The sequence below is a fragment of the Streptomyces shenzhenensis genome, assembly GCF_021462265.1.
GTDB classification, from domain to species: Bacteria; Actinomycetota; Actinomycetes; order Streptomycetales; family Streptomycetaceae; genus Streptomyces; species Streptomyces shenzhenensis.
Map to the genome: position 1 here is coordinate 1 of NZ_JAJONF010000065.1, position 13,824 is coordinate 13,824.

Below are 13,824 nucleotides of genomic sequence, written 5' to 3' on the forward strand. Positions count from 1 at the left end.
ACCACACTGCGTCAGGCTTGGGTGATCTCGATGTGGTGCGGCTTTGCCGCCTGGGCCTTGGGGACGGTGACGGTCAGGATTCCGTCGGCCAGCGTCGCCGTGATCTCCTGCGCCTTGAGGTCTGCCGGCAGCAGTGCCCGGTACTCGAACCCCCCGGTGCGCCGGGTACGGCGGCGCAGAACGCCTTCACGCTCGCATTCCTTGTACTCGCCGGAGATGCACAACTCACGGTCGCCGACCTCGACGTCGATGTCCTCGCGCTTGATCCCGGGCAGTTCCGCCTCGACCACGTAGGCGTCGTTCGTTTCGTGCAGGTCGGCCATGGGCGACCAGGCCCGAGCCGACGGCGTGACACCGCCGGCCTGTTCCAGGAACCGGTTCATCCGCTCGAAGAGGTCATCGAACTCGGCGGCGATCGGCTCGCCCCAGCCGAGGGTGGGGAACGGTCGTTCCGTGAGATGGCCGGGCCGGTGGTGTACGGGCAGAGACATCGCGGTTCACCTCCGCGAGAACGGCGGCATTCGGGTCATCTCCATGCTGCTGCTGGTCGCCGCGCCCCGCATGCGGACAGCCCGCGACCGACTCCGGGACCCCTCCCACCGCAGACTTCTGTGATCAGCAGCGCAAGGTGTCCGCGAGGGGATCAAGCCGTCTTTCTGCGCTGTCGCGGAACGAGCGCGGTGTTCCTCGCTTCGTGAGGGCCGGTCCCGGATGCGAGGCGAGGCGAGGACGGCGACGATGGGGCCGTGAGCAGGGCTGACCGCTTCGATGCTTTCCGTGCCCTGGCTGGGCGGCGTGGCCGGATCGGGGAGGGGCTGCTGGATGCGCTGGCCGACCAGCGCGCGAGTACCGCGGGGCCGCCACAGGCGTGGGCACCAGGGATCGCGGAGCGTCTCGACCTGCCCCATGCCGCCGGCTTGGGGCCCGCCGGCTACTTCGCCGACCTGGCCGCGCCGCACGGCCGCCGTCACGTGCGGGTGTGTACGGCGACGGCGTGCTTCGCGGCCCGTGGCGGACGGCATCTGGCGGAGGTGGAACGCGAGCTGGGCGTGACCGCGGACGGCGTAAGCGCGGACGGGGCCGTGTCGCTGCAGGCCGTGCGCTGCCTGGGCTACTGCTTCACCGGCCCTGCGGCGCTGGACGGAGACCAGCCGTGCACCGGCGCCGGGCTCGCCGACCAGATCGCCGGACGCCAAGAGCGCCGGGATCCCGGGATTCCGGTGGCTGATGCCACCGCGGACCCGGTCCTGCTCGAGGGCGTGCTGGAGGATGAGCCCGGCTGGCAGGCGTGGCCGCAGACCGTGGCGACGCGCACGGCCGACGAGATCCAGGCGGAAGCGGAAGCCGCCCGGCTGCGCGGGCGTGGTGGGGCCGGCTTCCTGGTGGCGGCGAAATGGGCGGCGGCCCGGGGCCGCCCAGGGGTGGTGGTCATCGCCAACGGGGACGAGGGAGATCCGGGGTCGTTCGCCGACCGGATGCTGATGGAACAGGACCCGGACCGGGTGCTGGAGGGGCTGGCGCTGGCCTGTCTCGCCTGTGGAGCCCGCGAGGGAGTGGTGCTGGTGCGGTCGGAGTACCCCAGGGCGCTTGCGCGGATGCGGGCGGCGGTGGAGCGCGCCTACACGGACGGGCATCTGGGGGAGCGGGTGCACGGCAGCGAGGTGACGCTGGACATACGGGTGGCGGCCGGAGCCGGGTCCTATGTGGCCGGCGAGGAGACGGCGCTGATCGCGGGAATGGAGGGCGGGCGGGGCTGTTCGCGGGCCCGTCCTCCGTATCCGACCGACGCGGGGCTGTGGGGTGCGCCGACCGTGGTCAACAACGTCGAGACACTGGCCGCCGTGCCCTGGATCGTGAGGCACGGCGGTGCCGCCTACGCCCGGCGCGGCGTACCGGGGCAGACGGGAACGAAACTGGTGTGCCTGGCGGAGCGGTTCGCCCGGCCCGGCTGCTACGAGGTGGAGTTCGGCACCAGCCTGGAATGGATTGTCCATGAGCTCGGCGGCGGACTGCGCGATGGTGCGCGGCTGGCGGTGCTGCAGGTTGGCGGTCCGTTGGGCGGGTTCCTGCCCGCTGACGGGCTGGAGGTGCCGCTGACCGAGCGGGATCTGACGATGAGCGGGGCGGCACTCGGCCACGCCGGTCTGGTCGCCTTCGACGACAGCGTCGAGCCGCAGGACGTGCTGCGGCATCTTTGGGAGTTCGCTGACGCGGAGAGCTGTGGGGCGTGCTCGCCGTGCCGGGTGGGGTCGCGGCGCGGCCTGCGGCTGGCGGCGGCGGGCGGTGCTCCCGATCCGGGCTACCGGCGGTGGATGCGGGTGATGGAAGAGGCGAGCCTGTGCGCGTTCGGCCGCCGCATCCCGCCCGCGGTGCGCAGCCTGGTCCGCGCCTGTGGTGACCGGCTGGCGAGCTGGGAGGCGTGATGCGGGTCTCGGTCGACGGGCGCGAGGTCGAGGTGGGGGAGGGGGCCTCGGTACTGGACGCGGTCCGTGCGGCCGGCGTGTGGCTTCCCGCTCTGTGCCACGACGACCGGTTGTCCGCGGTCGGCTCCTGCCGGACCTGCCTGGTAAGAGCAGGCGGGAACATCGCGGCCGCCTGCGTCACCCCGGCCGGCGAACACACACCCGTCACGACGGCCGGTGAGGAACTGGAGGCGTTGCGGCGTGACGCGGTGGAACTGCTGGTCTCCGCCCTGCCGCGGCGCGCGGTCGAGACGACGCACAGCGAACTGGCCTCCGTCTGCCACAAGCTGGGCATCGGCGCATCCACGGCTCAGGGGACGCGCGGGCGCGGGACGGACGACTCCCACCCGTACGTCCACCTCGACCCCGACCTGTGCATCGCCTGCGGGCGCTGTGTGCGCATCTGCGCCGAGGTACAGGGCACATTCGCGCTCACCCTGGCCGGCCGGGGCGCTGACACGGTCGTCGCGCCCGGCACCGGCGGGGCGTGGGCGGACTCCGACTGCGTGGCCTGCGGCGGATGCGTGGACACTTGCCCCACCGGCGCGATCTTCCAGCCGGGTCTGCCGCCCGGCAGCGCCGCCTCACGCCGGCTGCCCGCCACGAGCACGACCACGCGTACCACCTGCGGCTACTGCGGCGTGGGCTGCTCGCTGGACGTGGTCACCGAAGACGGCCAGGTCACGGCCGTACTACCGGACCGTGAGGGGCCGGTCAACCGCGGCCACGCCTGTGTCAAGGGCCGCTTCGCCCACGGCTTCCAACGCTCGCCCGAACGCCTCACCCAGCCCCTGCTGCGTCGCAACGGACGCCTGGAGCCCGTCAGTTGGGGCGACGCGCTCGACCATGTGGCGCGCGGGCTGCGGGCCGCGGTCGCCGTCGGCGGCCCGGACGCGGTCGCGGCGATCTCCTCGGCGCGCGCCACCAACGAGGAGAACTACCTCATCCAGAAGTTCATGCGCACGGTGATCGGCACGAACAACATCGACAACTGCTCACGGCTGTGCCACTCCCCGTCCGCCGCCGGACTCACCGCCTCCTTCGGCCTGCCGGGCGGCACCGACTCCTTCGACGACATCGACGGGGCCGACTGCCTGCTGGTGGTCGGCGCCAACCCCGTCGAGGCCCACCCGGTCGTCGGCGCCCGCCTCCTGGAGCGCGCCCTGCGCGGAGCCACGCTGATCGTCGCCGACCCGCGCGCAGTCGGACTGGCCGGACACGCGGACGTCCACCTGCGGCCACGCCCGGGCACCAACGTCGCCCTGTGCCACGGCATCGCCCACGTCCTGCTCGACGAGGGCCTGATCGATGACGCGTTCCTCCGCGAGCGAGCCACCGGCCTGCCTGAACTGACCGCCCTGCTCAAGGAGTACCCGCCCGAGGCGGCCGCGGCCCTCACCGGCGTGCCCGCGGCCGGCATCGTGCAGGCCGCCCGGTTGTACGGGCGCGCACGGTGTCCCGCGATCGTCTACGGGCTCGGCGTCACCGAGCACCTGCACGGCACCGACGGCGTGCGCGCCCTGGCCAACCTCGCCGTCCTGCGCGGCGCCGTCGGCACCGACCGCGGCCTGGGCCTGTACCCGCTGCGCGGCCAGAACAACGTCCAGGGCGCCTCCGACATGGGAGCCCTCCCCGACACCCTGCCGGGCTACCACAAGGTCACCGACCCGGCCGCCCGCGCCCGCGCGGAGCGTGTGTGGGGCGCCCCCGTCCCCGAGCGGCCCGGCATGCGCATCCCGCAGATGTTCGCTGCCGCCCGCGAGGGGCGGCTGCGTGCCCTGTGGGTGATCGGCGAGGACATCTGCTCCACCGACCCCGGCTCCCGCCAGGTGGCCGCGGCGCTGGACGCCTGCCCGCTCGTCGTCAGCCAGGACCTCTTCCTGTCGGCCACCGCGAGCCACGCGGACGTGGTCCTGCCCGCCGCTTCATGGCTGGAGAAGGACGGCACGTTCGTCAACTTCGACCGCCGCTTCCAGCGCGTCCGGCCCACCGTGGATCCACCCGGGCAGGCCAGATCCGACTTCGACATCGTCCACGCCGTCGCCGCCGCGCTCGGCGCCGACCTGGGCTGCCCCACCCCGGCCGCCGCTCTCGACGAATGCGCCCGCATCAGCCCGCACTTCACCGGGCTCTCGCACCAGCGCCTGGATCGGCAGGGCGCGTTGTGCTGGCCTTGCCCGTACCCGGACCGGCCTGGCCAGGCCAAGCTCTACACCGACCGCTTCGCCACCCGTGACGGCCGCGCCCACCTGGCCGCCGCCCCCTACCTGCCGCCCGGCGAACAGCCCGACGAAACCTACCCGCTGATCCTCGTCACCGGCCGCCGCCTGGCCCACTACAACTCCGGCAGCATGACCCGCCGCACCGACAACCTCCGCCTGGACCCCACCGACCACCTCGACATCCACCCCGACGACGCAGCCCGACACCACCTGCGCGACGCCCAGCCCGTCACCGTCGAAAGCCGCCACGGCCAGGCCCGCCTCACCATCCACATCACCGCGCACATGTCACCCGGCCAGGTCTTCTGCGCCTTCCACTTTCCCGCCAGCGGCGTGAACGCCCTCACCTCCGACCACGCCGACACCGTCACCTCGTGCCCGGAGTACAAAGTCACCGCGGTGCGCCTGGCGCCCTGAACCAAGGACCGCAGCGCCGCCAGTCCGACACCGTCCGTTTCGGGGTACCGACCGTGTGTACTCCCTGGTCAGCGCGGGCCCCGGCGTAGCGTGGCGATGCGCGGAAGATGGACGGCAGGCGCCGACCACCGACGTGCCAGGAGCTGCAGGTACGGGGGACGGCCGATGCCAGCAGCCGGAAGGGGCAGCTGGACGTGTGACCGGGGCGGTGAATGCGACGGTCCGCTGCCGGGCGGAGCATCGTTCGAGAACTCGGCGAAGCCGCGGCGTTTCTCAGCCGGAGGGATGAGGCCAGTGCGCGAGGCTGCCGGGTGAGGGAGCCGACCCCGTCGCTTCCGCTGCCGAGGGGTAGATCTCGTAGCTCTGGCGCATGCCGCTCAGATCGAAGATCCTCAGTATCCGGCCGGAGACGGACGCGACGCGCAGCGAGCCTTCGTGTTCACGGATGCGTTTGGTGATCGCCACGATCACGCCCAGTCCCATCGAGTCCATGAAGGTGACGAAGCCCAGATCCAGGACGAAGTGGCGGTGTCCCTCATCGAGGAGTTTGATCACTCCTTCCCGGATCATGGGGGCGGTGTGGGCGTCCACCTCACCGTCGGCCTCGACAACGGTCCAGCCGTTGACCACGTCAAAGCTGACCATCATGCTCTCGTGCCGGATGATGTTCGTTCGCATTGCCATCCCTTTTCACGTCTACGGACGGCGCAGGATGCCTGGCACGATGCCGCAGGAGAGGGCCTGGCCCTCCCCGATCACGGCCTGGGAAGCGCGAGCGGGGACCGGTGCCCGCTCCCCTGCGGGTGCCTCACTGCTGGTCACCGGCTCTTGGTCAGCCACTCGGCGAGAACGGCGGCCTGGCTGTGGTCCACATCCTTGGTGGCGGTCAGCAGCATGAGTCTGTCGCGGGCCGCGAGGTCACGCAGATGTCCGGCCGCCTCGCGGTGCCCGGCGTCGCGCAGTTCCGCCAGATAGCGGCGTCGGAACTCGGTGAAGCGGCTGGGCTCGTGGCCGTACCACTTGCGCAGCTCGCTGGAGGGGGCGACATCGCGCAGCCACTCGTCCAGGTGCGCGTCCTCCTTGCGCATGCCCCGGGGCCACACCCGGTCGACCAGCACGCGTTTGCCGTCCTTCGGCGCGGTCTCCTCGTAGACTCTGCGACAGGTGATCTGTTTGGCCATGATGATGCCCTTTCAGATCGGTCGGCCACCCCGACGTCGAGTGGGGTGGACAGTGCCATGTCCTGCTGCGCAGGGGATGGTCCCGACACGCCCATTTTATCGGGGTCGGCTCGTGCGGACCCGTCAGGATCCCGCTCGGTCCGCCCCCACTGGCGCCCGGGTGCGGAGCGATGGTGTCCCGTACGGCGTATCGACGAGGAGCACGATGTGCCCAGCAGACGTCCCCCGACCGAGTCACCGGATTTCCCCGCGCGGACGGCTCCCCACATGAACTCTGTGGGCGAACTGGACGCGGCGGTGGCCACCTGCCGGGCGTGTCCCCGCCTGGTGGCCTGGCGCGAGGAGGCCGCCAGGGTCAAACGCAGGGCGTTTCAGGACTGGCAGTACTGGGCGCGTCCCGTGCCCGGATTCGGCCCGCCGGACGCGGCGCTGGCGATCGTCGGTCTGGCCCCGGCCGCGCACGGCGGCAACCGCACCGGGCGCATCTTCACCGGCGACCCGTCCGGCGACGCGCTGTACGCGGCTCTGTACGACATCGGGCTGGCCTCCCAGCCCACCGCGACCCACCGGGGTGACGGGCTGGAGCTGTACGGGGTGCGGATCACGGTGCCCGTGCATTGCGCACCGCCCGACAACCGGCCCACCACTGGTGAGCGCGACACCTGCCGCCCCTGGCTTGCCCGTGAACTGGACCTTCTGCGCCCGACGCTGCGGGCCATCGTGGTACTCGGCGGCTTTGCCTGGCAGGCGGTGCTGCCCGTGCTGGCGGGCGCGGGCTGGCAGCTGCCCCGGCCCCGCCCGGCGTTCGGGCATGGCGCCGAAGCCCTCCTCACCGACGCCGCCGGTGAACGGCAGGTCCACCTGGTCGGTGGTTACCACCCCAGCCAGCGCAACATGTCCACCCGGACCCTGACCTCCGGCATGCTCCGCGACGTACTCCACCGAGGCGCCGTCATCTCCGGGCTGCCACTGCAACGGCAGCACCCGTAGGGCCGCGCGCCCTCCTGATCACCGGTTTCTGATTCCCGGGGGATTGGTAACTTCCGGTTGTGCCCGCTGGGAAGGCATGGGGGCGGGAAACCATCACGGCCTACAGGCGGCGACGATCAGGGCGATGTCGTCGCCTCCGCCGCTGCTGAGGCCGAGGCGGGACAGCAGGGTGTCGGCGAGGCGTCCAGGGCTGAGGCGCGGGTCGGCGGCGAGGATGGTGGTGAGCCGGTGGAGGCCGGCGTCGATGTCCTCGCCGCGGCGTTCGATGAGTCCTTCGGCGTACAGCACGAGCGTGGCGCCCGGTTCGTAGGGCACGGCGGCCTGAGGGCGCGGGACATGGTGGGGCGGGCTCCCAGGGGCGCGTCGGTTGCCTGGTCGAGCAGGACGAAGGTGCCGTCGGAACGGGTGAGGACCGGTGGCGGGTGGCCGGCGCTGCTGTAGGTGAGGGCGGTGGCCACCGTCAGCGGCGCAGCCATCGCACGGCAGTTCCGCCTCGGCGCCGACGGCACCCAGGACCCGGCCGTCTTCCAGGGCATGCTGGACGAGGCCGCCCAGGCCCGTACCGCCGCCGCCCGCGGAGCGGAGCCGGCGGTTCTGCCGATCTTTGGGGAGGGCCGAGCAGACCGGCGCGCTCAGAAGGGGCCGGCGGCCGACGCCGCCGGCCCCTCGTGCTGGGGGTCACCTGGCCTGGAGGGGGCCCGCGAAGGACTTGCGCAGGGAGCCGGGGGCGGCGAGGGGGAGCAGCGAGGCGAGCATCCTGCCCTTGAGAGTGGCGGGCCGGCGCGTGAGTTCGATGTCGACGCGGGTGCCGTCGCCCTCGGGGGTCATCTTGAAGACCCAGCCGCCGCCGGCGCCGAAGAGCTTGGAGTCGAGGGTGGTGATGGTGACGGTGTCGCCGCCGGGCCGCCATTCGTAGCGGGCCCGCTCCCAGGCGGCGGCGGTGCCTTCGGTGACCTCGGCCCAGGTGTCGCCGAGGTCGTGGACCTCGAAGTGGTCGGCGTCGATGGTGGGCCAGGCCGCGGCGCGGGAGGGGCCGAAGTCGGTCAGGACTCCCAGCACGTCCTTGGGGGCGAGCGTCGAGACGAGGTGGATGCGTACGACTGTCATGGGATTGTCCTCACCGAGAAGTAACCGGTCTGGCCGGTGATGAAAGACTCCCATGCAGTTTCGTCACCGGTCAAGTCGGTGATTCTTGACGGGTGTTCAGTCACCTGCCAGGAGAGTCTCGTGAGACATGTGTGTCCGTGCGGAACGCCCGCGCTCGACTTCGTGGGCACCTCGCAGGCACGGCGTGCGCCCGTTCCGATCGAGTGGATCGCCACCCCGGGACTGCTCGACTCCTGATCCGTGACCCCTTCAAACGTTGCTACTGCGGATGTGTCAACTGCCGACTCTGATCATACGTATGCGCAGTGACCACATGTCTCGATGACCGCTTTCGTCACCCCCTTGACCGGTGATGAAGTGAAGGGCACCCTGGTACTCGTCCAGGCCCACCAGCCGGACGCGATCACGGAGTGGAGAACGACCATGAAGAAGGAACTCGCCACCGACGCCGCCGCGGCGGAACTGCGTCACGCCCGGTTCGGCCGGCTCCCCGAGCGCATCCGCTTCGACCAGATGACCCAGGAGGTGGAGGCCACCCCCGGCGGTGCCAAGGACTCGTACAACCCCGAGGGCAACTGGAAGTACTACTCGTGCCTGGCCCTCGACCTGGGGCTGTAGGCCCCGGGCCGGCCGTCGAGCCGCGATGCGGTTTCCGAATGAGGGGTGAGCTTCACGGGGTAGGGTCGACGGCGTGAGCATGAACCTTGAGGAGCGGGTCCGGTCGGCGGTGGCGGCACTCCTGCACGCCACCGGCGAATCGCAGACCAGGCTCGCCGACGCGCTGGGAGTCACCCAGGCCCAGGTGAGCCGCCGCCAGTCCGGCACCGCCGGGTGGAGTCTGAACGACTGCGAGGCGGTCGCCGCGCACTACGGCATCGACGCGCTCGATCTCCTCGCCGGACCGACCCGGGCCGTCGAGGCACTGCCCGCCGCCCGCCGCCGCACCCCCGGCCGCCCGCCCGCCGGCGCACGTACCCCCACCGTCGAGGAGACGGTGCGATGACGGACTTCGGCGCGATCGACGCCCTGCTCGCCGGAGCGAGGAAAGAGGTACCGCTGCCGCCCGCCGAGGAACGGCGCAGGCTGCGCGAGGAGCTGAACCTCTCCCGCCCCCAGCTCGCACAGGCCCTGAGCGTCAGCTCGTCCACGGTCGCAGGCTGGGAGACCGGACGCGACCCGAGTGGCGAGACCCGGGAGAAGTACGCGTACTTCCTCGAAGGGGCACGCACCAAGCTGGCCGCCGTCGCCGCCGAGTCCCACGGCGCGGAAGCGGGCGGCGGCCCGGAAGAGCCCGGCGACCCTGCGGAGCTCCACGACACGGAGGAGCTCGACGGCACGCGTGCGGTCGTCCATGACGGCGACGACGGGGCCACGCTCACCACACCCCAGCCCTGCGTCCTGTGCGGACAGCCCGCCCACCACCAGGTGGCGGGCTTCCCCCAGCACCTGGCCCCGGCGGACTGCGGCACCCCGACCCCCTCGGCCCCGTCCGGGCACGGCACGCCGCCCACACCGGCCTCCGCGTCCGCGCGGCGCGGCGTCAAGATCGTGCCCGTCGGCCGTCGCCTGAAGTCCGCCGACGCCCCGGACCTGATCGGGTCCGCCGTCGCCGCCGCCCTCGCCGAGCACTCCGGTGACGTCGAGGCGGCGACCGCGGCACTGGTGAAACGGGCGATCCCCGATGCCATGGCCCTGCTGGACCACAGCCGCATGGGCGGCCGCTACGAACTGGTCGCCCACCCCTGGCTGCCCGACGTCCTGCGCAAACAGTCCTCCCGCGGCGCCGACCAGATCTGGGAGGCCCGCCCCAAGTGGACGAGGCCCGAACTGCCGCCCGGTGAGCATGAGATCACCGCGCTGGACGTCAACGGCGCCTACCTCAGCGCGCTCAAGACCCACCTCCCGCTCGGCCAGCTCGAACATTCCACCGGCGACCACCACGACCGCCGCCGCGCCGGCGTCCACCTGATCACCCCGCCCGCCTGGGGGCACGACGCCTACCTGCCCAACCGATCGGCAGCCGGGACGAACCCGGCCCGCTGTGGGTCACCGAACCCACCCTGCGTCTCCTGCTGCGGGTGTCGGGCCCGAAGTACCGGCTGTGCGCCCCCCCCGCAGATCCACGAGTCGTGGACGTCGGGCGCCACGGAGGGCCTGCTGGAGAAGTTCCGCGTCACACTGAAGGACGCCCGGGACCGGGCGATCGCCGACGGCGACGAGGTGACGCTGGAGTACGTCAAGGCCATGTACTCCAAGTTCGTCTCCACACTGGGGGAGTCCAACTACAACCGCGAGCTGTACCGCACCGACTGGATGCACCTCATCCGCTCCCAGGCCTTCGCCAACCTGTGGTGGAAGGCCCACCGCGCCTACGACGAGGGCCTGCTGGTCGTACGCGCCATGGGCACCGACGAGCTGCACGTCAGCGGCGACTGGCGGGCGGTGTTCCCCGAGGGCCGGGGCGTCGCCGAGGTGAAGGTCAAGGACGTGTACGCGGTGGGCACCGGGCCGGCCGACGACGACACGTGAACCGCTGTACTCTCTTGAGCATCCGTCACCCGGCCGCGCAGCGAGGAGTGCAGAGATGCCGGAGAGGAACATCGACTTCGGCAAGTTCGGAGCCCGCGGCATCAAGGGACACGAGGCCGCGGCCCGCCAACTCGACGCGCTCGCCGGCTTCGTCGCCACCCCCATCACACAACACTGCGGTCTGCTCGCCCGGCTGCACTACCTGACCCGCACCGACCGCGCCCGCCAGGCGGCCCGCGAGGCCGGCCTCACCGTCACCGACCGCACCCTGAACGCCTGGCTGGACGGCAGACGCAGCCCCTCCAGGAAGAACCTCCAGGCCGTCGAGGCCGCCTACCGCACGGTCCGCCGCCACAACGTGGCCCGCTACCTGACCGTCCGCCTCAACCGCGAGGGCCGCGGCACCCGCGTCGAGTTCCATCCCCTCAACCAGTCCCAGGTGACCCGCCCGCACCAGCGCGTCCTCTCCTTCCGCACCCTCAACGTGCGCCACTGGGACCGGATCGTCGAGGCCTGGGCCAACGACGACGAGGACGCCCTCGACGACGCCTGGATCAACGACGCGACGGCGGACCTCGGCTCCGAGTGGGGCCAGTACGAATACGTCACCAACGTCGGCTTCGCGGCCTGACCCCGATGGGCATGGCGCATCACAGGGCCGATCCTGCCTCTCGGGTGCGCAACGAGGCCACCGTCTTTTGACGTTGCGGCTAACCTTTGCAGGCCGCAACGCTGCCCCGCCTCGCACTGGCGGCCGTCGTTACAGCCTCAGTCCTCACTGTTCTCACCGGGACCCGTCGACAACGCGACGGACTTCGAACTTCGTCAAGCGTGACTGGACTGGCAACAGCAGCAGCAACCGGCGAAGCGACAGCTGAGAAGTCGGTGTCTCTTGTTCGTGAGCACCGGCATCATGGTCGCCGGTAGGTTCATGTGCGAGAGGACGAGTGCGACGGGTGTCCGGAGTCGGGCAGGCGGATCTGACGGCGCTGTGGCAGCAGCGTTGGCCCAGTTGTCCGCCGGTTGGGTACAAGCTCCGGGGCCCGTACCGGGATGTCTGGACACGTTTTCACAGCCTGCCGGGATCGAAGCGGTACGCGGAGTACGAGAGCGAGTAATCCGTCGTCCTGGAGCGTTACAACATCGCCCTCGACGAGCTGTTCGATGGTGCGGACGTGTATGTGATCACACCACTCCGGACTACCGAAGCGGAGGTTCCACCACCGCAGGCCGTCACCGGGTATTGGCAGAGCCTGCTGGTGGAAGACGATCCTGACCCTGCATTCCGCACGTACTGCCACCTCTTCGCCTCCCGTCGGCGTGGCTGTATCGACGGGCTGCTCCGAGACATCGCCGACGACAAGGTGGCGGGCGTCCTCATCACCGACACCCGGATGCAGCGCATCCACCACCCCTACGACGGTGGCGCCGACGTTTTCCTCGCCACGTCCGAGGACCGGGACCGGGTGCCCGCACGGTCGACCTGATCCTGCTCGCGCTCGCCGCCGCAGGCCTCGCACGCGTTCGCCGGACCCTTGCCCGCCACGGCGACATCGCCTGTGCGGACCTGGCCGACGTCGACCAGGCTGACCGGAGTACCGCAGGCCGAGTCGGGTGTCAGGGGACGCGGTGGGATGGCGACCGGTACGAGACATACCGGGCGGATTGCACCCAGTTCGAGGCGGTGATGGACAAGATCCGGGTGCTCAGAACTGGGTGGGGGCGTCCGCGTCGCACACCTGACAGCGTGGGTGCCGACAAGGCGTGCAGCAACCGTGCCATCCGCTCCTACCTGTGTCGGCGTGGCATCCGGCGCGTGACACCGGAGAAGAAGGACCAACTGGCCGGACGCCGACGCCGTGCTCGCAGGGTGGACGGCCCTCTGGCTTTGACTCCGCGCGGGGCAAGAAGCGCAACACGGTCGAGCGGGCGATCAACAAGCTGAAACAGCTCCGGGCCGTCGCCACCCGCTATGACATGCGCGGACACCTCTACCTGGGCACCCTTACCGCTGCCGTGGTCATGATCTGGCTCCGATCGTGATCAAGATTCCCCAGTTCGGTTGCCGGCGCCCCAGAAGAACGGGCCAGCTGTCGGCGTGACTGTGATGTCCCAGCCGAGCTCGCGAAGGTGTCTTTCCAGCTCTGCCGGCTCATACGGAACTTTCACGATTCGATAGGCCGTCCCATCAGGGATGCGCCGCTGGATGGTGGACGATGCCGGGCCCTCGACGAGCTCCTCTGGTGTTCGGTAGTGGTCATCGACAAAGAACACCCGGCCCCGCGGCGCGAGGGCAGTGGTCACCAGAGACCAGAAGGACTCGAATCGCCTGGCCGGCACGTGCGAGAGCCAGAACCCCATGAAGACGACGTCATAACGGCGGTCAGGTTCCCAGGCGAACAGGTCAGCCCTGACGAATCTCACCTGGGCACTGTCGGAGACGCGGCTCGCGGCGATCGCGAGCATTTCCGGGGACGCATCGACGGCAGTGACGTCGCCGGCGTGGCGGAGAAGCTGCGGGGTCCAGGTGCCGGGACCACAGGCCAGTTCCAGCACACTGCCCGCCGGCCGGAACGCGTCGAGCGCCTCAGCCAGCTCAGCCCCGCCGGGAAGATCGAGGAGCTTGTCAAGGTAGTCCGGCGCAAGGGCGCTGTAGTAGGCACGCTGTTCGGACAGAAGCTGTTCCTGAGCTGGTCCGGTGTTCATAGCGCCACTGTGGGACTTGCCCCAGAGGCAAGGTCAACCCTCAGAAGGAGTGGCTGGCACTGCCTCGCCGGTCGTGATCGGAGAGACAGCGCCTAGATCGACTTTCGTTCTGGCCTCGCACTTCGCAGGGCAGGTCACCCGATCGTGAAGATCAACCGGTCACGATCCGTCGCCATCGTGCAATCGGCCGCGCGATATGTCACAACTGAG

General features: G+C 70.7%; 12 protein-coding genes and 2 pseudogenes. 8 read left to right on the forward strand and 6 right to left on the reverse strand.

Annotation, left to right across the window (positions count from 1 at the left end; genetic code table 11):
* Positions 1-11: 11 nt before the first annotated feature.
* Complete coding sequence (locus LQ326_RS43170; RefSeq protein WP_234544559.1) at positions 12-491, reverse strand: Hsp20/alpha crystallin family protein; 480 nt, start codon at positions 489-491, stop codon at positions 12-14.
* 255 nt (positions 492-746) lie between these two features.
* On the opposite strand from LQ326_RS43170, the gene LQ326_RS43175 reads away from it, so the two are divergent.
* Positions 747-2,423 (forward strand): NAD(P)H-dependent oxidoreductase subunit E, encoded by a 1,677-nt coding sequence (locus tag LQ326_RS43175; RefSeq protein WP_234544560.1) that lies wholly within the window; start codon positions 747-749, stop codon positions 2,421-2,423.
* On the forward strand, positions 2,423-5,101 hold the full coding sequence (gene fdhF / locus LQ326_RS43180; RefSeq protein ID WP_234544561.1) for a formate dehydrogenase subunit alpha: 2,679 nt from the start codon (positions 2,423-2,425) through the stop codon (positions 5,099-5,101). The genes LQ326_RS43175 and fdhF overlap by 1 nt, the downstream gene beginning before the upstream one ends.
* Positions 5,102-5,374: 273 nt before the next feature.
* Here fdhF and LQ326_RS43185 read toward each other — a convergent pair whose 3' ends face one another.
* Complete coding sequence (locus LQ326_RS43185; RefSeq protein ID WP_234544562.1) at positions 5,375-5,779, reverse strand: STAS domain-containing protein; 405 nt, start codon at positions 5,777-5,779, stop codon at positions 5,375-5,377.
* A 140-nt stretch (positions 5,780-5,919) separates the two neighbouring features.
* Positions 5,920-6,282: a DUF488 domain-containing protein gene (locus tag LQ326_RS43190; protein WP_234544563.1), complete on the reverse strand. Its 363-nt coding sequence runs from the start codon at positions 6,280-6,282 to the stop codon at positions 5,920-5,922.
* A gap of 267 nt (positions 6,283-6,549) precedes the next feature.
* Between LQ326_RS43190 and LQ326_RS43195 the strand changes: the two genes are divergently transcribed.
* Positions 6,550-7,272, forward strand: a complete 723-nt coding sequence (locus LQ326_RS43195) for a uracil-DNA glycosylase (RefSeq protein ID WP_234544564.1) — start codon at positions 6,550-6,552, stop codon at positions 7,270-7,272.
* Between the two features lie 93 nt (positions 7,273-7,365).
* Here LQ326_RS43195 and LQ326_RS43200 read toward each other — a convergent pair.
* Together LQ326_RS43200 and LQ326_RS43205 are read right to left on the reverse strand one after the other, a co-directional pair.
* Positions 7,366-7,718: pseudogene (locus LQ326_RS43200) on the reverse strand (PP2C family protein-serine/threonine phosphatase); the annotation flags it as partial.
* 232 nt (positions 7,719-7,950) lie between these two features.
* Complete coding sequence (locus LQ326_RS43205; RefSeq protein ID WP_234544565.1) at positions 7,951-8,379, reverse strand: SRPBCC family protein; 429 nt, start codon at positions 8,377-8,379, stop codon at positions 7,951-7,953.
* Between the two features lie 423 nt (positions 8,380-8,802).
* On the opposite strand from LQ326_RS43205, the gene LQ326_RS43210 reads away from it, so the two are divergent.
* The 5 genes and pseudogenes from LQ326_RS43210 to LQ326_RS49190 all read left to right on the forward strand — a co-directional run bounded on the left by LQ326_RS43210 (position 8,803) and on the right by LQ326_RS49190 (position 12,395).
* Positions 8,803-8,997, forward strand: coding sequence for a hypothetical protein (locus LQ326_RS43210; RefSeq protein WP_234544585.1), 195 nt, complete (start codon positions 8,803-8,805; stop codon positions 8,995-8,997).
* Positions 8,998-9,076: 79 nt separating this feature from the next.
* Positions 9,077-9,382 carry a helix-turn-helix domain-containing protein gene (locus LQ326_RS43215; protein ID WP_234544586.1) on the forward strand — a complete coding sequence of 102 codons (306 nt, stop codon included), beginning with the start codon at positions 9,077-9,079 and terminating at the stop codon, positions 9,380-9,382.
* A pseudogene (locus LQ326_RS43220) lies at positions 9,379-10,908 on the forward strand (helix-turn-helix domain-containing protein). Before LQ326_RS43215 ends, LQ326_RS43220 begins: the two are co-directional and overlap by 4 nt.
* Positions 10,909-10,963: 55 nt before the next feature.
* Positions 10,964-11,539, forward strand: a complete 576-nt coding sequence (locus LQ326_RS43225) for a transcriptional regulator (protein WP_234544566.1) — start codon at positions 10,964-10,966, stop codon at positions 11,537-11,539.
* Positions 11,540-12,035: 496 nt separating this feature from the next.
* On the forward strand, positions 12,036-12,395 hold the full coding sequence (locus LQ326_RS49190) for a DUF3885 domain-containing protein (RefSeq protein WP_434056965.1): 360 nt from the start codon (positions 12,036-12,038) through the stop codon (positions 12,393-12,395).
* A gap of 556 nt (positions 12,396-12,951) precedes the next feature.
* Here LQ326_RS49190 and LQ326_RS43235 read toward each other — a convergent pair.
* On the reverse strand, positions 12,952-13,614 hold the full coding sequence (locus LQ326_RS43235; protein WP_234544568.1) for a class I SAM-dependent methyltransferase: 663 nt from the start codon (positions 13,612-13,614) through the stop codon (positions 12,952-12,954).
* Positions 13,615-13,824 lie beyond the last annotated feature (210 nt).